17 protein-coding genes are annotated in these 19,806 nt (G+C 52.6%); 8 read left to right on the top strand and 9 right to left on the bottom strand.

The window, feature by feature from the left end; translation table 11 throughout:
* Positions 1-5 precede the first annotated feature (5 nt).
* Positions 6-620: a LysE/ArgO family amino acid transporter gene (locus EDM59_RS10985; protein ID WP_122923639.1), complete on the bottom strand. Its 615-nt coding sequence runs from the start codon at positions 618-620 to the stop codon at positions 6-8.
* A gap of 129 nt (positions 621-749) precedes the next feature.
* Here EDM59_RS10985 and pdxR point away from each other — a divergent pair, with 129 nt between their 5' ends.
* Entirely contained in the window at positions 750-2,192 is a 1,443-nt protein-coding gene (gene pdxR, locus EDM59_RS10980; protein WP_122923638.1) for a MocR-like pyridoxine biosynthesis transcription factor PdxR, read from the top strand.
* A gap of 51 nt (positions 2,193-2,243) precedes the next feature.
* Here pdxR and EDM59_RS10975 read toward each other — a convergent pair whose 3' ends face one another.
* The 7 genes from EDM59_RS10975 to EDM59_RS10945 all read right to left on the bottom strand — a co-directional run bounded on the left by EDM59_RS10975 (position 2,244) and on the right by EDM59_RS10945 (position 8,174).
* Entirely contained in the window at positions 2,244-2,576 is a 333-nt protein-coding gene (locus EDM59_RS10975; protein WP_122923637.1) for a spore coat protein, read from the bottom strand.
* A gap of 13 nt (positions 2,577-2,589) precedes the next feature.
* On the bottom strand, positions 2,590-2,898 hold the full coding sequence (locus tag EDM59_RS10970) for a ferritin-like domain-containing protein (RefSeq protein WP_122923636.1): 309 nt from the start codon (positions 2,896-2,898) through the stop codon (positions 2,590-2,592).
* 122 nt (positions 2,899-3,020) lie between these two features.
* Positions 3,021-3,833: a hypothetical protein gene (locus tag EDM59_RS10965; protein WP_092273199.1), complete on the bottom strand. Its 813-nt coding sequence runs from the start codon at positions 3,831-3,833 to the stop codon at positions 3,021-3,023.
* A 66-nt stretch (positions 3,834-3,899) separates the two neighbouring features.
* On the bottom strand, positions 3,900-4,742 hold the full coding sequence (gene proC, locus EDM59_RS10960; RefSeq protein ID WP_122923635.1) for a pyrroline-5-carboxylate reductase: 843 nt from the start codon (positions 4,740-4,742) through the stop codon (positions 3,900-3,902).
* Between the two features lie 21 nt (positions 4,743-4,763).
* Positions 4,764-6,032, bottom strand: a complete 1,269-nt coding sequence (locus tag EDM59_RS10955; protein WP_122923634.1) for a glutamate-5-semialdehyde dehydrogenase — start codon at positions 6,030-6,032, stop codon at positions 4,764-4,766.
* Between the two features lie 72 nt (positions 6,033-6,104).
* Positions 6,105-7,205, bottom strand: a complete 1,101-nt coding sequence (gene proB, locus EDM59_RS10950) for a glutamate 5-kinase (protein ID WP_122923633.1) — start codon at positions 7,203-7,205, stop codon at positions 6,105-6,107.
* A gap of 366 nt (positions 7,206-7,571) precedes the next feature.
* Positions 7,572-8,174, bottom strand: coding sequence for an IseA DL-endopeptidase inhibitor family protein (locus EDM59_RS10945; RefSeq protein ID WP_246011003.1), 603 nt, complete (start codon positions 8,172-8,174; stop codon positions 7,572-7,574).
* Positions 8,175-8,383: 209 nt separating this feature from the next.
* Here EDM59_RS10945 and EDM59_RS10940 point away from each other — a divergent pair, with 209 nt between their 5' ends.
* The 7 genes from EDM59_RS10940 (at position 8,384) to EDM59_RS10910 (ending at position 18,586) form a co-directional block, all read left to right on the top strand.
* Positions 8,384-8,800, top strand: coding sequence for a hypothetical protein (locus EDM59_RS10940; RefSeq protein WP_122923631.1), 417 nt, complete (start codon positions 8,384-8,386; stop codon positions 8,798-8,800).
* Positions 8,801-8,993: 193 nt separating this feature from the next.
* Positions 8,994-9,719, top strand: a complete 726-nt coding sequence (locus tag EDM59_RS10935; RefSeq protein ID WP_122923630.1) for an ABC transporter ATP-binding protein — start codon at positions 8,994-8,996, stop codon at positions 9,717-9,719.
* Complete coding sequence (locus tag EDM59_RS10930) at positions 9,712-11,379, top strand: putative ABC transporter permease subunit (protein WP_122923629.1); 1,668 nt, start codon at positions 9,712-9,714, stop codon at positions 11,377-11,379. The genes EDM59_RS10935 and EDM59_RS10930 overlap by 8 nt, the downstream gene beginning before the upstream one ends.
* Before the next feature lie 317 nt (positions 11,380-11,696).
* On the top strand, positions 11,697-12,812 hold the full coding sequence (locus tag EDM59_RS10925; protein ID WP_122923628.1) for an S-layer homology domain-containing protein: 1,116 nt from the start codon (positions 11,697-11,699) through the stop codon (positions 12,810-12,812).
* Between the two features lie 316 nt (positions 12,813-13,128).
* Complete coding sequence (locus EDM59_RS10920) at positions 13,129-15,537, top strand: 3-hydroxyacyl-CoA dehydrogenase/enoyl-CoA hydratase family protein (RefSeq protein WP_122923627.1); 2,409 nt, start codon at positions 13,129-13,131, stop codon at positions 15,535-15,537.
* A 48-nt stretch (positions 15,538-15,585) separates the two neighbouring features.
* A complete protein-coding gene (locus tag EDM59_RS10915; RefSeq protein WP_122923626.1) occupies positions 15,586-16,764 on the top strand; it encodes an acetyl-CoA C-acetyltransferase in 1,179 nt (392 codons plus the stop codon).
* 43 nt (positions 16,765-16,807) lie between these two features.
* Positions 16,808-18,586 (top strand): acyl-CoA dehydrogenase family protein, encoded by a 1,779-nt coding sequence (locus EDM59_RS10910; protein WP_122923625.1) that lies wholly within the window; start codon positions 16,808-16,810, stop codon positions 18,584-18,586.
* Positions 18,587-18,643: 57 nt separating this feature from the next.
* Here the strand turns inward: EDM59_RS10910 and EDM59_RS10905 are convergent, their stop codons facing one another.
* Positions 18,644-19,804 carry a Ger(x)C family spore germination protein gene (locus tag EDM59_RS10905; protein ID WP_122923624.1) on the bottom strand — a complete coding sequence of 387 codons (1,161 nt, stop codon included), beginning with the start codon at positions 19,802-19,804 and terminating at the stop codon, positions 18,644-18,646.
* Positions 19,805-19,806: the final 2 nt, after the last annotated feature.

The following is a 19,806-nucleotide window of genomic DNA, read 5'->3' as shown; positions in this document are numbered from 1 at the left end:
GACGTTTAGAAGAAAAAGATCGACCATGCCATGTAGAGGGCAACTCCCCACATGATGATGGCAGACACCTTGTTCAGGATACCCAGCAGTCTTCCGGAAGGATCCAATCGACCTGCCATACGCCCGGCAAGACACAGGCTGAAGAACCAGAGGCACGAAACCATTATGCACGCGAGGGTAAATCCCCATTTATCCGCTCCGCTGTAAGAAAGAGAGCTGGTGCCAATGACGCCGATCGTATCGAGAATCGCATGAGGATTGAGCAGGGATACGGATGCGGCGAACATCACCTGGCGTTTGGAAGAAAAGCGCTCAGCCTCCCTGGAATCCACAGCGGGGCGACTGCGCCATGTCAAATAGCCCATGTACAGCAAAAAGCATACCCCGACGACATAAAGAACCATTTTCAGCCATGCCACGCTCAGCACGACGAGCGAGACGCCAAATACGGCGAGCAAAATCAAAAGGGAATCACAGACAGCGGCAGTAACCACGACAGGCAAGGCGCGCCACAACGAGGGCTGCATCGCTCCTTGATTGAACACAAATACATTTTGAGCGCCAAGCGGCAAAATAAGTCCGAGCGAAAGGACCAGTCCATGCAAAATCGCTTCCAACACGTGATGTTCCTCCTTGATTCAATTCGCTTCGTTCATTATGACGGGGCCAAAGGAAAATGTCTTCAGCCAATTGGTTCGCTCTTGGGCCAACCAATTTTGTACAATGAGAAAAGGAAGGGGAGGAATAGCGTGCTTACAATGGATTGGAAGCCGGACAAAGCCGTAGACATCCCGGTCTATTTGCAGATTGTGGCTTTTATGAAAGGGAAAATCGCTTCAGGCGACTGGCCTGTTCACAGTAAATTGCCGACGCAAAGAGCGCTCGCTTTGGCATTTGAAGTCAATCGCAGTACCGTTGTGACCGCGCTGGAGGAGCTGAAGGCAGAGGGGTTGATTGAGTCGACAGTGGGCAGCGGGACGCGGGTGAGCAACAATACATGGTCGCTTCTAAAGCCTACGCCACCTCCTGACTGGCTAGGCTACGTCAAGGCCAGCAGCCACCCGTCCAATACTCCGACGATTCAGGACATCAATCGATACGAGCCAGATCCAAGCTACATCCGCCTGGGCACAGGGGAGCTTTCCCCTCAGCTGCTGCCAACGTCGCAAATGGAACAGATCCTGGCGAGTATGCGAGGCGAAATGGCACAGCTCGGTTATGCAGAGCCAAAAGGGCTTTTGCCGCTTCGTCAGGAAATCAGCAAGTATTTGCGAACGAGGGGGATAGAGGCATCACCGGGGTCGATCCTCGTGGTCTCTGGTGCGTTGCAGGCCCTGCAATTACTCTCACAAGGAATCCTGCAGCAAGGCTCCACGATTCTGGTGGAACAGCCATCGTATTTGTACTCGCTTCCGCTGTTCCAGTCTTCCGGCATGCGACTGGTGGGGGTGCAGATGGACCAAGAGGGGCTTCGAGGGGACGCATTGGCCAAGCAAAAGCACAACCACCAAGCGGCGCTGCTTTACACGATTCCGACTTATCACAATCCTACGGGGATACTCATGACACAGCGCAGGAGAGAAGAAGTTCTGGCTGCCTGTATTCGGGAGCGCTTGCCGATTTTGGAGGACGATGTATACGGGGAGCTGTGGTTCGATGAGCCCGGTCCGCTCCCGCTGAAATCGATGGATGCCAACGGTCAGGTGCTTTATTTGGGCAGCTTGTCCAAAACGCTCAGTCCAGGGCTTCGGATCGGCTGGATCGTCGGGCCAGAGCCCGTCATTGAGCGCTTGGCAGATGTAAAGATGCAAACGGATTACGGGGCGAGCAGCTTGTCCGCTTGGGTCGCAGCCAAATGGCTATCCTCAGGGAAATACGCAGCGCACATGACGGCTATACGTCAAGCCCTGCGAGGCAGGAGAGATCATGTTGTCGAACTTTTGAATCGGTGGTTCTCCGAGCTGGCTGACTGGCAGGTACCGACAGGGGGATTTTATATTTGGCTGCGCCTGCGCCGTCCCGGGTCGATGCGCGCGCTGTTCAACAAAGCACTCGCAGCAGGGATATTGCTCAACCCAGGCTATGTATACGATCAGTCCGACAGCCACCATTTACGCCTGTCTTACGCGTATGCAGATGAGGATCAACTGGAACAGGCTCTGTTTATACTGGCGCGTTTGCTGCAAGAGTAAAGAGGGGCATCCAGCTTCGGATGCCCCTGCTTACCATGCGTCTGCTTTTGATCAATGATACGGAAACTGCGTGGAGTAACCGCTAAACTGCTGATAAGCCTGCTGCAGCTTTTGCTGCTCGGCTGCTTCCAGCTTGTACCAGCCTTTGCGGAACATCAGCTCGTAGGTTTCCCGGGCACTCTGATGCGTTTCATTCAAGATCTGCAGGAAATCCTGATGCAGCTGCTGATGGCTCGCTTCCCACGCGGCAATATTTAGGCCGTCCGCCAAATATTTGCACGTAGCAAGACAATCGTTGAGATAGTCTCGGTCATTCATCTGCGGACCTTTTACCTGTGGCAGCTGCCCTGACTGCGGATTGGCGATCTGGTTTTGATTTGGCATCCGGATTCCTCCCTTATTGCATTTGGGGTTGCTGCTGCTGGGATTGGGTCTGTGGGATGGTCGACATGATCGTAGCGTTGTTGTTTTGCAAATGGGTCAGCAATTTTTGGTAGTGCATCTGGTGCATGCGTCCCACTTTGTCCAGGCATTGCTTGGCTTCTGGGTCCGTTGCCATCTGGGCAAAGGCATGCAGCTTTTTAAAGGCATCCAGCTCCCATGACAAGGCGTCCTTTATATAGCTCATGTCCTTTGTCGTAATGACTCGTGGCGGCTCGGGAATCGGAACTTGCTTCAAAGGCGCGGAAGACATGATGGTTTGCATCAGACTTCTCCTTTCATGTGGGGGATACACGTTTAGGATGATCAAGAGTCGCGGAAGTAATCGCTGTGGATTACAGGCAAAAAAAGACCCGGCTTTTTCAGGCCGGATCGAGAGGATTTCTTTTATACACTGGCAAATTCCAGACCCGCAATCTTCAGGTCAATGCTTGCTGGTGCGATGTTGAGGCAGTAGCTGGCTTCATTGTACAAGGCTTGCTGGATGTCTTTGGCTAAAGCGGGGATGTCTGTTCCGTAAGAGAGCTTTAGCGAAAGAGTCACTTGCAGGCGAGGCAAATCCTCAAAGGTGTACTCTGTCTTTTGAATGTGGTGGACTTCCTTAAAATACGTGCAGGTGCCTTCGACAATTTTGCGCAGAACCTGTGGGTGAATGACGATGCGACCACCTGTAAAAGGGGGATGCACCACGGTCGTTTCCCCGATGACTTCTTTTTTGGAAGAAAAAATTTGCTGGGCAGAAGCGACAAGACGCTGCAAGAAATCTTTTTCCACCTCAACGCGAGGGATGGGGATCACGTGCTTGCCCATCGTTTCCCGCACGTAACGGGCGGCCTCGATCTCTTGTGGCGGCTTGATGGACTCAATCGGAATATATTCGATGGGCGAAGTCAATTCCAGGGCTTCCACAATCCGTTCAATCATTCGGCGCGAGGTACCGAGGATGAGGATGCGATTGGGAAGGAGCTGCTGCAGCATGCGGCGAACGTCAGTAGCATGCTCCTCGTAATGGAAAATAGCCCGTTTCACTGCCTGGATTTTGGTCTTTTCGTATTTGGCGGAGGTCCCGGCCACCTTGCGACCTTGGTAAATAAGGATTCCGTCGTCAATGATGGCATCGATGTTCATTCGGTGAGCCAGCTCCAGTGCACTGGAGCTTTTCCCTGTTCCGCTAGTTCCGTACAAGGCGTAGATTTCCATGGGATACCTCCTTCGTAGATGCAGTCCTGTCCTCCTAGTATACATGACAGGCTGTTCTGCAAAAAGCTATCGGTATTCGGCCCCCATTTCCCGGGAACGTTCAGAAGCGCGGAGGATGGCGGACGTAACAGCTTCCTGGAAGCGATACGTTTCCAATACTTCCATTCCAGCTTGGGTCGTTCCGCCAGGACTGGTTACTTTTTTGCGCAGGATAGCGGGATCTTCACGGGTGTCCATCAGCATGTGAGCTGCACCAAGCACCGTTTGCAGCGTCAGCTGACGAGCCATTTCACGATCCAGACCCGCTGTCGCGCCAGCGCCCATCATCGCCTCTACGAGGTAGTAGACATAAGCAGGGCCGCTGCCGGATAGTCCTGTAACGATATCCAGCTCTTCTTCTGCGACGGAATAGACAGTACCGATCGCCTCAAAGAGACGGGTGGCGAGCTGAAGCTGCTCTTCTGTGACGGAATGGTTGGCCGCGATCCCCGTAGCAGACAAGCCGACTGCCGAGGAAGTATTGGGCATGGTTCGAATGATTGGGCAGTTGACGCCGAGCCATTCTCCGATCAGGGTGGTGGAGACGCCAGCGATGACGGAGATCACCAATTGACCTTCGTGGACGGCACCGCGCAATTCTTTGAGTGCTTCACCCGAATCTTTCGGTTTCATCGCCAGAATCAAGATGTCCGATGCGGCGATGACTTCAAATTTATCATGTGTCGTGTTCACGCCATATGTCTGTGCGAGGTGCTCCAGCCGCTCGGAGTTGCTCCGATTGGTCACATAGATGCGGTCAGAGGAGAGGAGCCCTTTTTTCAAGATACCGGAAAGCATGGCCTCCACAATAGAGCCCGCGCCGAGAAAGCCAATCCGTCCTTCAATGGAACATGCTGCTTGTGCATTCATGGTTGATTCCCTCCTGTTGGACTAGCGGATCTGTCCGGTTCCACGTACGACGTATTTATACGAGGTCAAAGCAGGTAGGCCCATAGGACCACGAGCATGCAGCTTCTGGGTGCTGATGCCGATCTCTGCCCCAAACCCAAATTCACCACCATCAGTAAAGCGAGTCGAAGCATTGTGATAGACAGTAGTCGCGTCGACAGCCGCCAAAAAGCGCGCCGCCGATTCACTGTCCTCGGTGATGATGGCCTCGGAATGTCCGGTGCTGTGGCGGGCGATGTGCTCCAGAGCGTCCGTCAAGCTGTCGACCGTACGCACGGCCATGATGAGAGAAGAGTATTCCGTATCCCAATCCTGTTCGACGGCTTCTTTCAGCTCAGAAGCCAGCTTCGCATGTGCGGCTCTCGTCTGGTCGCAGGCACGCAATTCTACGCCAGCTGCGAGCAGCTTTTGGAGCAGCGCCTTTTGCTCGGCAAGGGGCCAGCTCCGATGCAGAAGCAGGGTCTCAGCGGCATTGCATACAGCTGGACGAGTCGTTTTGGCGTTGATCACGATCGCTTCTGCCATGTCGTACACAGCGTTGTAATCGACGAAGATGTGGCAGTTGCCGATGCCCGTTTCGAGTACAGGAACGCTGGATTTCTGCAGGACACGCTGGATGAGTCCAGCTCCTCCGCGAGGGATGATGACATCAATCAGACCGGTTGCTGTACACAAGATATCGACGGAAGCATGTTCTTCGTAAGGGAGGTATTGAACCGCCTCGAGGGGCAGATCACTTGCGGCCAAGGCTGTGCGAATGCTGGCGGTCAGGGCCAGGTTGCTCTGAACAGCGCTGTAGCTGCCGCGAAGTACAATACTGTTTCCTGTTTTCAAAGCAATGGCAGCTGCATCGATCGTGACATTGGGACGAGCTTCGTAGACCATTCCGATGACGCCGAGAGGAACGCGGATTTGCTCCATGACGAGACCGTTTGGCCGAGTCCAGCGATCCATGAGCTGACCGACCGGATCGTCGAGCTTTATCAGCTGATGCAGCCCGCTGGCCAAGTCCCCAATCCGGGCAGGCGTAAGGCGTAGGCGATCGAGGTAAGACTCAGGCTGACCATCGGCCACAGCTTTGGCGATGTCTTTTTCGTTAGCGGTGAGGATAGCGGACTGATCCGCCAGAAGCTGCTCTGCGATCAGAAAGAGCGCTTTGTCTTTTTCTGCGCGGCTCAGCATGGCCATTTGTCGAGAGGCCTGCTTTGCCAGTGATATTTGTTCCAGCACTTTTGTTTTCAAGCTTTCCATGATTTCCCCAGCTCCTTTATTTTTTCTTTCTGTATTACGCCTGGATCCAGCCAGGTCGCTTGTGTGTTTTCTTCAGATTATCTCCGTCCATTGATCGCGGTGGATTACAGTACCGCTGCGTCGCGGTGAGCCAGCAGGCGATAAGGAATCGAGCAGCTCTTCTGCAGCAAAACGGCTGACCCCGCGACCGATTAAGGAACCGTCGCAGTACACCTCGATGACCTCGTTTTGTTCAAAGTCTCCAGCGACATCCCGCACACCGGCTAGAAGCAGGCTGCTTCTTTTTTTCAAAACGGCTTCCGCTGCGCCGCTGTCGATGGTGATCGAACCGCGGATCGGGGAGTGTAGAGCAATCCATTGCTTGCGCGTTGGCAAACCGCTGGCTGCCGGTGCTTCCGGGGAGTAACTGACATAGGTTCCGTTGCCCCCGCCATGGAGTACCTCGAGCAGATCGGAGGGTTGATTCAATTTTCCGATAAAGCTTGGAATCCCCAAGCCTTGTGCAGTCCTTGCGGCAATCAGCTTGGAGCGCATGCCGCCTGTTCCGAGCTGGGAGGCTCCGCCCGCGAGTGCTTCGACCTCCTCCGTCACTTCCGACAGCCAGGAGATGCGTTTGGCATCGGGATTGCACCGTGGATCCCTGTCGTACAACCCGTCCGTGTCTGTGAGAATCAGATAGAGGTCGGCGTGAACGAGTCCAGCCACCAATGCGCCTAGCATATCGTTGTCCCCAAAGGTCAGCTCGGCTACGGAAACCGTGTCATTCTCATTGATGATCGGCAGGATGTTTTTATCCAGCAGAAGCGACAGTGTTTGAAAAGCATGCTGATAACGCTCGCGATGAGAAAAGTCGCTCCGGGTCAGGAGGATTTGAGCCACGCTGAATCGGTGAGCAGCAAACATTTGGGTATAGGTTTGCATCAACAGACTTTGCCCGATGGCTGCAGCCGCTTGCTTGGCAGCGAGGGTACGGGGTCGTTGCTGATAGCCGAGACTTTGATAGCCACTGGCGACAGCGCCCGAAGAGACCAGCACCACTTGATGTCCCGCTTCCCGAAGCGCACTCACAGCCGAAACGAGCAGTGTCATCTTGTTTCGATCGACACCGCCTTCTGTAGCTGCCAGAGAGCTGCTTCCCACTTTTACGACCAACCGCATTTTGCCCTTTTTCATTTCTCGTTCCTCCTGATTCGCAGACATTCATCGATACAAAATAAAAAAGCCCTCTCGTCTCTTTGATAAGGACGAAAGGGCATAGACCTCCGCGGTACCACCTTACTTGACGTTACAGGCGTGGATACAAGCTCCAGCCATTGAACGTCCGGCTTTCTTTCTTTGATAACAGGTGAAAGAAACCTGTCCAGGTCGTCCCTGGATGCTCTGGGGTGGGTTCAAACCGATTCATGCGCGAAACCTCTCAGCCGGTGGATTTCACTCTCTGGACCTGAAGGGCGGTTTTACTGTTCCCCGTCATTGCCGATCACTATGTGCTTATTAATTTACTATTATTCGCTTGTTGCCACGGAAATGTCAAGGGGATTATTGAAATTGTTCACTGCCGTATGCACCTACTCTGGATTTGATCTCGTAACGCTTTGTTTTCTCGTCGCGAACCAGCTGGTAGCGCAGAATGCGATCGGTCGCAAAGGCTGCAGGAGCCACATCCTCGATCGTGACTCGCAGCACGCCGTTCGTTTTTTCGACCGTCGTATTGCGGACAGAGATCAGGACGGGATAATCCGTTCTCGGGATCGCTACGTAGACTTTGTCTTTGGCGAGCTTGGTGGACATGTTATCATACATCGCTTCCGCAAGCGGCTTGCTCCAGAACTTGGAGAAATAGCCGACGATCTTGTCTTTGCTGTCAAAGCGTTTCGGCAGCTCCCGGTACGTGATGCCGTCTTCGTGGACAGCTTTTCCCTTGGCGTTGTCTGCGGCTGCGTAATAGACTTCCTCGAGTGCATGCTCGGCGCGATTCAAAAAGAGAACGACATCCATTTTGTTGTCACCCAGCTTTTGAATGGCGGATGGCTTGGGGGGCTTGCTCTGTGTTTTTGCCTTTTCCTCTTTGGATGGCGAGGAGCATCCGACGAGAAGGCAAAGACACGAAAGAAGGTATATCCATTTTTTCCAGCTGTTCATAAGGTGCATCCCCTTTTGTAACTGGCTTTTCCTTTAGCGTGCGTGCGATTGCCCAGGGATAGACGTGTAAACATTTTCCGCATCTGATAAGGGAAGGTGCTGCCTGATCGGGACGGGAAAAAAGGAAACAGGATAGGGGTTGTCTCTGCGTGCGATTATGTCTATCATGAAGAGAGTTGTGCAGACCGAAATAATTGAGGTGGAAATATATGTTTGGTTTTGGAAAAAAGGCAAAAAAGCCGGATGGAATTGATATCTTGATCATCAAGGCGGATGAAGCTAAAAACCGCAATATTTACCAGGTTGCATTTCCCAGCATTGTAGCGAATGACGTGCTCTCTATGCTGCAAAAATTGGAAAAATCGAAAGTGAACAAACCGGAGCTGTTGGGAGAGATCGGCGGTTTCCGCATCATTACGCATCTGGAAGCACTGACAAGCTTTGACGTTTTAGACGATGCCGATATTGAAGCACATCCTGTGCAAATTCAAGATTTTGCCAACACGCTGCTTCGTCGGTTGGAAGCCTTGGATGAAAATGGGAGCGTCGGCGACTCCGACGATCTCGCCTTTATTATGGGGGAGCTGACGATGCTGCGTGATGGCAGCTTTGTCCCGCAAACGTAGGAGAAGAACAGATTCAAGCTGAGCCAAATGAGCTGTCGGGAGATACCGGCGGCTCTTTTTCATAACGCCCAATAGTCCTGCTGCAATCGATCCGCGCGCAACCTTTCCTAGCTTTTGACCGTATAGGTAGAGGAATGCATGGAAGCATAAGGAAAAAGTCGATAAGCAGCTAAAGCTACAAAGGAGGGACAGGATGATTCAACTGCGAGGTGTGACGAAAAGCTACAACGGAACGATCAAAGCGGTCGATCAATTGAATTTGGACGTCCCGAAAGGAGAGATTTTTGGCTTTCTGGGGCCAAATGGAGCTGGAAAAACGACGACAATCAAAATGGTGACGGGGATCATTCGGCCGGATGCCGGTGAGATCACGATCAATGGCAAAAATATCGCGACAGATACCTTGGAGGCCAAACGGCAATTTGGCTATGTGCCCGACAGTCCAGATTTGTTTTTACGGTTAAAAGGGCTGGAGTACCTCAGCTTCATGGCGGATATTTACGAAGTGCCGCAGCAGCTCCGAAAAGAACGGATTCAACAGCTGGCCAACCGCTTTGACATGTCGGATGCGCTAGGTGATACGATCCAAAGCTACTCGCATGGCATGCGGCAAAAAATCATGATCATGGGTGTGCTGGTTCATCATCCGGAGGTCTGGATTTTGGATGAACCGTTGACAGGGCTGGATCCCAAGTCGTCCTTTACGTTAAAAGAAATGATGCGTGAACATGCGGATAGTGGGAGAACGGTCTTCTTTTCTACGCACGTTTTGGAGGTAGCGGAGAAGCTGTGCGACCGGGTCGCCATTATCAACAAAGGGAAGATTTTGTTCTGTGGAACGTTTCCAGAAATGCAGCAACATTTTCAGTCCAATCATTCTTTGGAAAGCTTGTTCCTGGAGTTGACCAAACATGAATAAAGTCCTGCTTCTCACCAAAATCATGCTGAAAAACGCGGGTTCCTCTTTGGGGTCCAAAAAAGGAAGCGGGTGGAAGACCCTCCTGATCCTTCTGGCGATCGGGGTCGGCCTGATTCCGTTAATGGCGGCTTTGGTCGTCTTTGTAGCAGGTCTGTATGATGGATTGGCGCAGATCGGCCAGGAGGGGGCATTGCTCGGACTCGGCATAGCGGGCACCTCGCTTGCCATATTTCTGCTGGGCATTGTTTATGTCTTGAGCGTCTTTTACTTTTCACAGGATGTGGAGCATTTTTTACCGATGCCGATAGCTCCTGGAGAAATTCTCGGCGCGAAGTTTTTGGTCGCCCTCCTTTACGAGTATTTGACAGCGCTCACGATGATCGCACCTATCTTCATCACCTATGGAGTAAAAAGCGGCGGGGGCTTTCTCTACTATCTTTTCGCGCTGCTCGTATTCGTGGCGTTGCCAGTCATTCCGCTCACGCTTGCCATTTTGCTCGTCATGGTATTCATGCGCTATACGAATATCGGCAAATACAAGGATCGCTTTCGTTTGCTGGGCGGGCTCATCGCCATAGCGGGAGGACTCGGGTTTCAGGCTTTCGTTCAGCGTCAGACCAGTGGAACTGGCAGCAGCGTCGAGCAGTTCCAGCAAATGATCGCAGCGGGAGAGCAAGGTCTATTGGGGATCGTGACAAAGCTTTTTCCGGCTAGCAAGCTGGGGGCACTCGCCATTCTGGAGAGCAGTGCCTGGAGTGGCTTCGCTAATCTTCTCGGCTTTTTCGCCATAGCCGTCGCTGGATTGCTCTTGTTTTTATGGGTGGGAAATCGCCTGTATTTCTCGGGTGTGATGGGTATCAGCGAGTCTAGGGCAAAACGGAAGAAAATCGATGAAGCGGCGTTTCAAAAAGGGATCAGATCTAGACCGATGTGGCTGGCGTATGCGGATAAGGAATGGAAAGTACTCTGGCGGACACCCGCATTTTTCATGAACTGTGCGCTGTCCAGCATTTTCTTTCCGCTATTCGGTTTAGTCCCTTTGCTCAGCCGGCAAGACAGTGCGGAACTTCTGGCATCACTTAGTGGCTGGCTGCAAGGCGGGCATTTGGGTGGAATCAGCTTGGCCGTCGCTTTTTCGGCCTTTGTCGTAATGGCCAGCACGAATAGCACTTCGATCACGGCTATCACGCGGGAAGGGCAAGGCATCTTTTTGAGCAAAACCTTGCCGATTCCAGCCGGACAGCTGCTCGTAGCCAAACTGATTCCGGGAACGCTGCTCAGTGTGATTAGCATGGCGCTCCTGGTGGCAGAGGCGGCGTGGTTTATCCAGCTGCCTTCGCTTTTTATCATTCTGGCCGTGGTCGTAGGTATTCCCGGTATCCTGTTTGTCAACCTGCTGGGGCTGATCCTCGATATGCAAATGCCCAAGCTGGAGTGGGGCTCTGAGCAGGAAGCGGTCAAGCAAAACCTAAATCCGCTATTCTCCATGCTGATTGGGATGGTGACTGCAGCCCTGTGCATTGTCATTGCCTTTTCGCTAGAAGCGTCCTTACTTCAAATGGGCGTGGGACTTTTCGTCCTTTTCGGGCTGGCGGATCTCTTTCTGTTCCGGCTTTTGCTGAGAAAGGGTCCATCCTGGCTGGAAAAAATGGAGGGGTAAAAAAGACAGGTAGCTAGTAAGAAACCGCTCTTCGCAAAGAAGAGCGGTTTTTTGTACAGTAAGAATTTATAAGATTCTTAGCCAGTATAAGTGCAGCTATGGCTCCACCGCAAAGCTTGGAGCCAAGTTTTCTAATTTGCGAAAGGCTAAAATACCGGCTCTTTCCTCCCGATACAAAATAGGGGCGCCAGGTGAAAAAGGATCTGTGAAGAAAGAAATTAAGGATGGATTTGGAAGTTCATATTTGGCAGAATGAAGTGAATAGACTAAAAGGGAGCCAAATAAGAGGTCACTAGGGGAAGGAGTTAACCGCGGATATGAGAAAACAGATCGTCATTGGAATTCTCATGGTTGTGCTACTGGCACAGAGTATGTTTGTAGGCAATGCGTCAGCGGCAACGGTGTTCACCGACATCAACGGCCACTGGGCGAAATCGTCTATCCAGGAGTTAGCGAGCATAGGCATCGTAAAAGGGAACGCAAAGCAGCTGTTTTCCCCCAATAGCCCCATCTCGCGCGGCGAGGCTATCGCGATGATGAATCGGGTTTACGAGTATGTCTACGGCCCGATCGCAAAGCCGGTTCGCAAACCCAACATCGACTATCGGTATCAGCCGCGTTGGGAAATCGAACAGCTTTTGACCAACATGAGTGCACAGCTGCAGATTGAGAGGGGAATAACCGGCGATTACGATCCAGGAGACAGAATGCTGTACTATCTGTACCTCTCGTCTCAGGGACAGCTGATCAAAAAGCCGGAGAAGCAAAACCAGGATTGGTGGCTCTCTGCTTCCGCTCTCCAGCAGCCAATGTCTCGGGAAGAAGCGAGCGTCATTCTCTTCCACATGCTTACACCGCAAATTTACCGGTCTGCCAATATCCGTCCTCAGGATGCAGCTTCGTTCTTCACCAGCTACTATGAATGGAAGCAGGACAGCTACTACCGGGATACATACTCACCTTATGCCACAGCGATTCGAGGCTTCAACCTGTTCGCGTCACCGTCGGCGTTCCAGCCTGAGAAAGCCCTGACACGTGCAGAGTATGCGGTCGTCATGAAGCGCCTGCTCGACTATTACAAAACGCAGGCACTGCTTCAATTTGAGGCAAAAGGCAACCCGCAGCAGAAAGTGGCGACAACCTTCCTGCGGGCAGCCAATCTCGCCTTTGAAACCAAAAATCAAGCCAAACTGCTCAAGTTCTACACGCCTGCCGCACTCACTAGCATGGGTAAGCTGCAGCGAGTACCTGCGATCGAGGAGCTCGTCAATGTGTCCGTCAGATCCGATGACACGGACGCAAGAAAGCTTTGGATAACAGCAGAGTACAAATACGGCTTGAACGGAAGCTATCAGGTCGAGTATCGACTGGATCCGGATCCGACGAGTACGTACGGTAGAAAAATAGCAGCAGTTGGAGCTGTTCAAAAGTAACGAGAGAGGGCATCCGCCAAGCGGGTGTCCTTTTTTCCGCGTCCACATAATTGCAAATGACAGAATTTTCGATTACAATAAAAATGAACAGTGGTTCAGTCGTGGGTGAGCAAGCCTCTACAGGCAGTAAGGGTATGTCTAGAGAGGAATGTTCTTTTTTACTCTCCCTTACTGAATGAGCATTCATTCAACTGAATACATGAGACTCTGCTGACAGGAATATCTATGGAAAGGGAGAAGTTATAAGAATACTCTGCCTGTCTGAAAATTGGGTATATGCAGAAACGCTATTTTTTGTATGGAGGAGGATATGGAGATGGAACGCAAAATTCGCAAGGCGGCCGTTTTGGGTTCTGGCGTGATGGGAGCAGGCATTGCAGCGCACCTGGCCAACGTCGGGATTCCTACTTATTTGCTGGACATTGTACCGCGTGAATTGACGGCTGATGAGAGTAAAAAGGGGCTGGCGCTGACAGACCCGGTCGTGAAAAACCGCATCGCCCAATCTGGCAAGGATCGGCTTTTAAAGGATAAACCGACCCCGTTCTACGATAAAAAGAGTCTCGATCTGATTACAGTAGGCAACTTCGAAGACCATCTGCCGCTCTTGGCCGAGGTGGATTGGATCATTGAAGTCGTGGTAGAGAATCTGGAAGTGAAGAAAAGTGTATTTGCCCAGGTGGAAGCCCACCGCAAGCCAGGCACGATCATCACCTCCAATACGTCTGGAGTCTCCATCAATGAGATGGCAGCAGGCAGATCGGACGACTTCCGCAAGCACTTTTGCGGTACCCATTTCTTCAATCCGCCGCGCTATCTGAAGCTATTGGAAATCATCCCGGGCGATGAGACCGACCCAGCCGTTGTGGATTTCCTGATGAGCTTTGGTGAGCGCGTTCTCGGAAAAGGGACCGTACTGTGTAAAGATACCCCCAATTTCATCGCCAATCGCATCGGTACATACGGGCTGCAAGTCTCGATTCACGAGCTCGTTCGCCTGGGCTTGGGCGTTGATGAGGTGGATGCTCTCACCGGCCCTGTGATTGGACGTCCGAAGAGCGCGACCTTCCGTACCTTGGATGTCGTTGGACTCGACACATACGTGCATGTGGCAAACAATGTGAAGAACAAAAGCCATGACGAGCAAGAGAAAGCAGTATTTGAAGTGCCGCCGTTCGTCTTGCAGATGGTGGAGAAGCGCTGGATCGGTCAAAAAGCGGGCCAAGGCTTTTTCAAGCAAGTCAAGTCTGCGCAGGGCAAAGAAATTCAGGCGCTGGACATCCAAACGCTGGAGTACCGGCCCAGTGTCAAGCCGAAGTTCCCATCCCTCGATGCGGCGAAAACAGCCAAATCGCTGCCGGATAAGCTGAAGACGCTGGCGTACGGCAAGGACAAAGGCAGTGAATTCGTCTGGAACGTATTCAAAAAGGTCTTGCTGTACTCCGCAGAAAAAGCACATGAAATCGCAGATGACATCGTGGCAGTCGACCAAGCGATGAAATGGGGTTTTGGCTGGGAGTTGGGACCGTTTGAAACGTGGGATGCGATCGGGGTAGAGAAATCGGTCGCCCGCATGAGAGAGGAAGGCGAGCAGATTCCGGCACTCGTAGAAGAGCTGCTCGCGAGCGGCAAAACGTCCTTCTATCAAAAGAACGAGGGACGACTGGTAGCGTTCTCTGTTGGAGGCGTTTACAAAGATATCCCGCAGAAGAAGGAAGTCATTGACCTCGCGGCGCTGAAGGAGCAGGGCAAGCTCATTCGGAAAAATGCAGGGGCTGCGCTGGTGGATTTGGGAGATGGCGTGGCTTGCCTGGAATTCACCTCTCCGAACAATGCGCTTGGCATGGATGTTTTGCAGATGGCCCATATCGCAGCAGAAGAAGTGCAGAAAAACTTCCTCGGCCTCGTCATCGCGAACCAGGGGAAAAACTTCTGCGTCGGGATGAATCTGGCGATGGCTCTGATGGAAGCGCAGGACGAAAACTGGCTGGAGCTTGATATGCTGGTAACCAATTTCCACAAGGCAGCTCGCTCCCTGCGCTACATGCACCGTCCTGTAGTAGCGGCTCCTTATGCGATGACCTTGGGCGGCGGTGTAGAAGTGGCCTATCTGGCAGACCGAGTGCAGGCAGCTGCGGAGACCTACCTCGGTTTGGTAGAGGTAGGAGTAGGGCTCTTGCCAGGAGGCGGTGGAACAAAAGAGATGCTGTTCCGCGCCATGGAAAACGTACCAGAGGGTGGCAGCATAGCAGTCGATTCGTTCCCGTTTGTCGCTAAAGCATTTGAAACCATTGCGATGGCAAAAGTATCGACCAGCGGCCAGGATGCGATCAACCTGGGCTATTTGAGAGCAACAGATCGAATCAGCATCAATCCGGATCATCTGCTGTACGACGCCAAGCAGCTCGTGCTCGAGATGGATCGTGAAGGCTATACACCACCATCCCCACGCAAGATTCGCGTCATCGGGGAAACAGGCTATGCGACCCTGCGCCAGAACATTTACACCATGAAAAAGAGTGGATATCTGTCCGACCACGATGAGTTGATCCTGAGCAAGATCGCGTATGTCATGTCTGGAGGCAGCTTGCCTGCGGGTACAGAAGTGACGGAGGACTATATTTTGGGGCTGGAAAAGCAGGCGTTCCTGGAATTGATCAAAACGCAAAAATCCCAGCAGCGGATGCAGCACATGCTGACCAAAAACAAACCTTTGCGCAACTAATCCCGAATAGGGCAGGTAGTTTGATAAGGCTGAAGGAGGCAAAATACGATGCGAGAAGCAGTGATCGTTGCAGGTGCCCGCACTGCCATTGGCAGAGCAAAGCGGGGCAGCTTAAAGGACGTACATCCGGTAGATATGGGGGGAGCAGTCGTCAGCGACTTGCTGCGCCGCGTTCCCCAGGTGAAAGCAGAGGATATCGAGGACGTCATCATGGGAACGGCTACACCGGAAGCAGAGCTAGGCATGAACATGGCGCGTCTCGTCAGTCTGCGTGCAGGTCTGCCGACAAGTGTACCGGGTATTACCATCAACCGGTTTTGCTCATCCGGGCTGCAAAGTATTGCCTATGCCGCCCAGCAGATCATTTCCGGCGGTGCAGATATCCTGGTGGCTGGCGGGATCGAGAGCATGAGTCTGATCCCGATGGTCGGGCACAAGGTCGCCCTCAATCCTACGCTGGTGGAGACGATGCCGGAAGCGTACATGGGCATGGGCCACACGGCTGAGGAAGTAGCCAAACGGTACAACGTAACCAGAGAAGACCAGGATGCCTTTTCGGTGGTCAGCCATCAGAGAGCAGCGGCGGCGATTGCTTCTGGCAAGTTCCAGGAGGAGATCGTCCCGCTTACCGTCAAGCAGCATTCCTTTGATGCAGCAGGCAACCTGCAAGTAAAAGAAAGCGTCTTTCAAATCGACGAAGGTCCTCGCCCGGATACGTCCGTGGAAGCGCTGGCGAAGCTGAAGCCAGTGTTTCACGTCCAAGGCTCTGTGACGGCAGGAAACTCTTCGCAAACGAGTGACGGAGCTGCCGCGGTGCTGGTCATGTCTGCCGAGAAGGCTGAAGAGCTGGGAGTTCAGCCGATCGCCAAGTTCCGCTCCTTTACAGTAGGCGGAGTGGATCCTGACGTGATGGGGATCGGCCCGATCGTGGCGATCCCGAAAGCCCTGAAAATGGCTGGCCTTCGTCTCGAGGATATCGATCTCTTTGAATTGAACGAAGCGTTTGCTTCCCAGGCCGTAGCGGTCATTCGCGAACTGGGACTGGATCCGGAGAAGGTCAATGTCAATGGAGGCGCAATCGCTCTGGGTCATCCGATGGGATGCACGGGAACGAAGCTGACGATCTCCATCTTGAACGAACTGAAGCGTCGCGGTGGCAAATACGGTGTCGTCACTATGTGCGTCGGCGGCGGTATGGGTGCAGCAGGCGTTTTTGAAATGCTGTAAACGATTCAAACATTCAACATTTCATAAAGGAGCGGGGTAGCATATGGCAGATACAAAAGAATTGATCCGTGGTGGAAGCTTTCTGATTGATGCAGGTTCGGCAGATGATGTGTTTGTTCCGGAAGAGTATACCGAAGAGCAAAAGATGATCGCCAAGACGACTGAGGATTTCATCCACAACGAAGTGCGCCCGCATCTGGAAGAGCTGGAGAACCACCATTTTGATATCTCTGTACGTCTGTTGAAGGAAGCAGGAGAGCTGGGACTTTTAGCAGGCGATGTGCCTGAGAAATACGAGGGGCTCGGACTGGATAAGGTGAGCACCGCACTGGTGACGGAGAAGTTCGCGCTGGCTCGCGGATTTGCACTCAGCTATGGGGCGCACGTAGGAATTGGTTCTTTGCCGATCGTTTACTTCGGGAATGACGATCAAAAGCGGCGCTATCTGCCAGACCTCGCTTCTGGTGCCCGCATCGCTGCGTATTGCCTGACTGAGCCAGGCTCCGGCTCGGACGCTCTGGGGGCAAAAACGACGGCGACTCTGTCGGCTGACGGCACGCATTACCTTCTCAATGGTGAGAAGCAGTGGATTACGAATGCCGGGTTCGCGGACGTGTTCATCGTGTATGCGAAAGTCGATGGGGAGAAATTTACTGCCTTTATCGTAGAGCGTACATTCCCGGGTGTTTCCTTTGGTGCCGAAGAGAAGAAAATGGGAATCAAGAGCTCCTCGACCCGCACGGTTATTTTGCAGGACGTAGCTGTTCCGGTGGAAAACGTGCTGGGTGAAGTAGGCAGAGGTCATGTCATCGCCTTTAACATCTTGAACGTGGGACGTTACAAGCTGGCGGTCGGTGCAGTTGGTTCGGCGAAGCACGCTTTGAGCATCGCGACGAGCTACGCGAAAGATCGCAAGCAGTTCAAGACTCCGATCGCCAACTTTACCTTGATCAAAAACAAGCTGGCGAACATGGCGCTGAAAACCTATGCGGCGGAAAGCTCCGTATACCGCACTGTAGGGATGTTCGACACTGCTTTGAACCGGTTGGGGGAAAAGGTAGACGAAGGCCAGGAAGTAGCGAAGGCGATCGCTGATTATGCGATTGAGTGCTCTATCAACAAAGTGTTCGCTACGGAGGTACTGGACTACTGCGTGGATGAGGGCGTCCAAATCCACGGTGGATACGGCTTCATGTCCGAGTATGAAATCGAAAACATGTACCGTGATTCCCGGATCAACCGCATTTTCGAAGGAACCAATGAAATCAACCGCCTGCTGATCCCGGATACGCTGGTGAAAAAGGCGATGAAGGGCGAGCTGCCACTGCTGCAAGCGGCGGCGACGCTGCAGCAGGAGCTGATGAGCTATTATCCGCAGGAAATCGAGGATGCGCCATTGGCTGCCGAGAAGCACCTGCTCGATATGACGCGCAAGATCATCCTGATGGTGGCAGGCTCTGCGCTGATGAAGTACCAGCAGGCGATCTCCAAAGAGCAGGAGCTGCTGGCATTCGCGGCAGACATGCTGATCGAGCTGTACGCGATGGACAGCGTCGTGAAACGGACGGAAAAGGCTATTGCAGCGGGCGGGCTGGAAAACGAACAGCAAAAGCTGGATCTGACTGTCGGGTATGTACAGGAGGCGTTTGATCGGGTAGAGGCTTGGGCAAAAGAAGCACTTGCCGCTATGGAAGAAGGAGACGACCTGCGTCTGCGACTGTCCATTTTGAAAAAGCTGACACGACGCACGCCAGTCAATACCGTACAGCTGAAACGAGCGATTGCGGACCGCGTTATTGAAGCGGGCGGTTACGTTCTGTAGTCAGATGTAGGAGTTGCGCAAAAGGAGCGGGGGACTAGTCCCTCGCTCCTTCCTTGTTTATTTTTGTTTGCGCTTTTGTTTGACCTTAGCCAGACCGCCATTTTCGATCGAGACGTTGACGATTACTGATTCTAGGGACGCGGGCGTGAGTGGCAGGCGGTCTTGAACAGCGTACCGCTTCCATACCTGTGGATTCTTCCGGTAAAGGGTATGACCGAGCTGCAGCGTGTCGATGTTTTGCTTCAGCCCTTTCTCGAAAAGGCTTTTGATATCGGCAGCGATCGTTTTTTCCACTTCTCTCTCGATTTCTTCCACAGGTCCGGTTTGGCCGAGCTGGGAAATGAAGCCAGTGTAGGCGACTTGAACGGTGAACGTCGGCACACCGCCATGGAAGATCGGGGCGATGGTCACCTTAGGCTTGGTTAGGACCGTATTGGCGAGGAGCTTGTTATTCTTTTTGACGTTGATAAGGGTACGATTGGTATCCGGATTGACCCAGCGTACGGCGAGAAGCTCCTTGCGGGACCAGCAAGCGGACAGCTTTTGATTCTGTATGATACAAGCGCCATTGCCTACGAGCTTGATCGTCGAATTATTTCCCTGCGTCCAGCGCGATCTGTCCAGCGCAAGCGTAGGGAGATAGAGAGTCCGATTTTTTTCTTTGTAATAAGAAATAAAGCGATACAGCTTAATGGGCTGATTCACGGAGTTTTGCTCAAAAATGTCCCCTGGATCGGTTAATTGCGAGTAGAGGACGGAAATGTGAAAAAGCGGTTTGGCATGGAAGAGCTCATCCATCGCTTCGTGGGTAGAGTAGGCCCACAGGGTGTAGCGAAACTCGTAGTAGCGGTCCATTTCATCCAAGACTTGATCCACCAGACCATGGCGGATCGCCTCCTCCGTAAACACGAGCGCTCTCATATGACTCCAGGTCAAGCGTTGCTGGGAGGAGGGGTAAAGCTGAAAAATAGCTGTTAAAAAATTCTCTCCCTCTCCCTTTACGGTAGCCACTGTTTCCGGTGTTTGCTGCCCGCCTGCCTCCATTTTGGCGATATTGGTAAAGCTGAGGATTTGGGCGTGGACGACGACTTTATTGTTTACATAGTCCACGCCAAGCGCATTGATGTAATTCATGGTTTCGATTTCCCGCGCATTCCAGCAGCCGCCCATAAGAAACGATGATAGCAATAGGACAATGACCAGGCGCAGGGGAAGCATGC

This window comes from Brevibacillus nitrificans, assembly GCF_003710965.1.
Taxonomy (GTDB): Bacteria; Bacillota; Bacilli; order Brevibacillales; family Brevibacillaceae; genus Brevibacillus; species Brevibacillus centrosporus.
Note: the sequence above shows the minus strand (reverse complement) of the source record. Positions and strands in the feature narration are given on the sequence as shown.

Bases quoted from the DNA above. Each gene is read 5' to 3' on its own strand.
- EDM59_RS10955 (WP_122923634.1), bottom strand. From the start codon at position 6,032: ATGGAAAGCTTGAAAACAAAAGTGCTGGAACAAATATCACTGGCAAAG.
- EDM59_RS10975 (WP_122923637.1), bottom strand. From the start codon at position 2,576: ATGCCAAATCAAAACCAGATCGCCAATCCGCAGTCAGGGCAGCTGCCA.
- EDM59_RS10905 (WP_122923624.1), bottom strand. From the start codon at position 19,804: ATGCTTCCCCTGCGCCTGGTCATTGTCCTATTGCTATCATCGTTTCTT.
- EDM59_RS10970 (WP_122923636.1), bottom strand. From the start codon at position 2,898: ATGCAAACCATCATGTCTTCCGCGCCTTTGAAGCAAGTTCCGATTCCC.
- EDM59_RS10925 (WP_122923628.1), top strand. From the start codon at position 11,697: ATGAGAAAACAGATCGTCATTGGAATTCTCATGGTTGTGCTACTGGCA.
- EDM59_RS10915 (WP_122923626.1), top strand. From the start codon at position 15,586: ATGCGAGAAGCAGTGATCGTTGCAGGTGCCCGCACTGCCATTGGCAGA.
- proB (WP_122923633.1), bottom strand. From the start codon at position 7,205: ATGAAAAAGGGCAAAATGCGGTTGGTCGTAAAAGTGGGAAGCAGCTCT.
- proC (WP_122923635.1), bottom strand. From the start codon at position 4,742: ATGAATGCACAAGCAGCATGTTCCATTGAAGGACGGATTGGCTTTCTC.
- EDM59_RS10965 (WP_092273199.1), bottom strand. From the start codon at position 3,833: ATGGAAATCTACGCCTTGTACGGAACTAGCGGAACAGGGAAAAGCTCC.
- EDM59_RS10930 (WP_122923629.1), top strand. From the start codon at position 9,712: ATGAATAAAGTCCTGCTTCTCACCAAAATCATGCTGAAAAACGCGGGT.
- EDM59_RS10945 (WP_246011003.1), bottom strand. From the start codon at position 8,174: ATGAACAGCTGGAAAAAATGGATATACCTTCTTTCGTGTCTTTGCCTT.
- EDM59_RS10920 (WP_122923627.1), top strand. From the start codon at position 13,129: ATGGAACGCAAAATTCGCAAGGCGGCCGTTTTGGGTTCTGGCGTGATG.
- EDM59_RS10940 (WP_122923631.1), top strand. From the start codon at position 8,384: ATGTTTGGTTTTGGAAAAAAGGCAAAAAAGCCGGATGGAATTGATATC.
- EDM59_RS10910 (WP_122923625.1), top strand. From the start codon at position 16,808: ATGGCAGATACAAAAGAATTGATCCGTGGTGGAAGCTTTCTGATTGAT.
- EDM59_RS10935 (WP_122923630.1), top strand. From the start codon at position 8,994: ATGATTCAACTGCGAGGTGTGACGAAAAGCTACAACGGAACGATCAAA.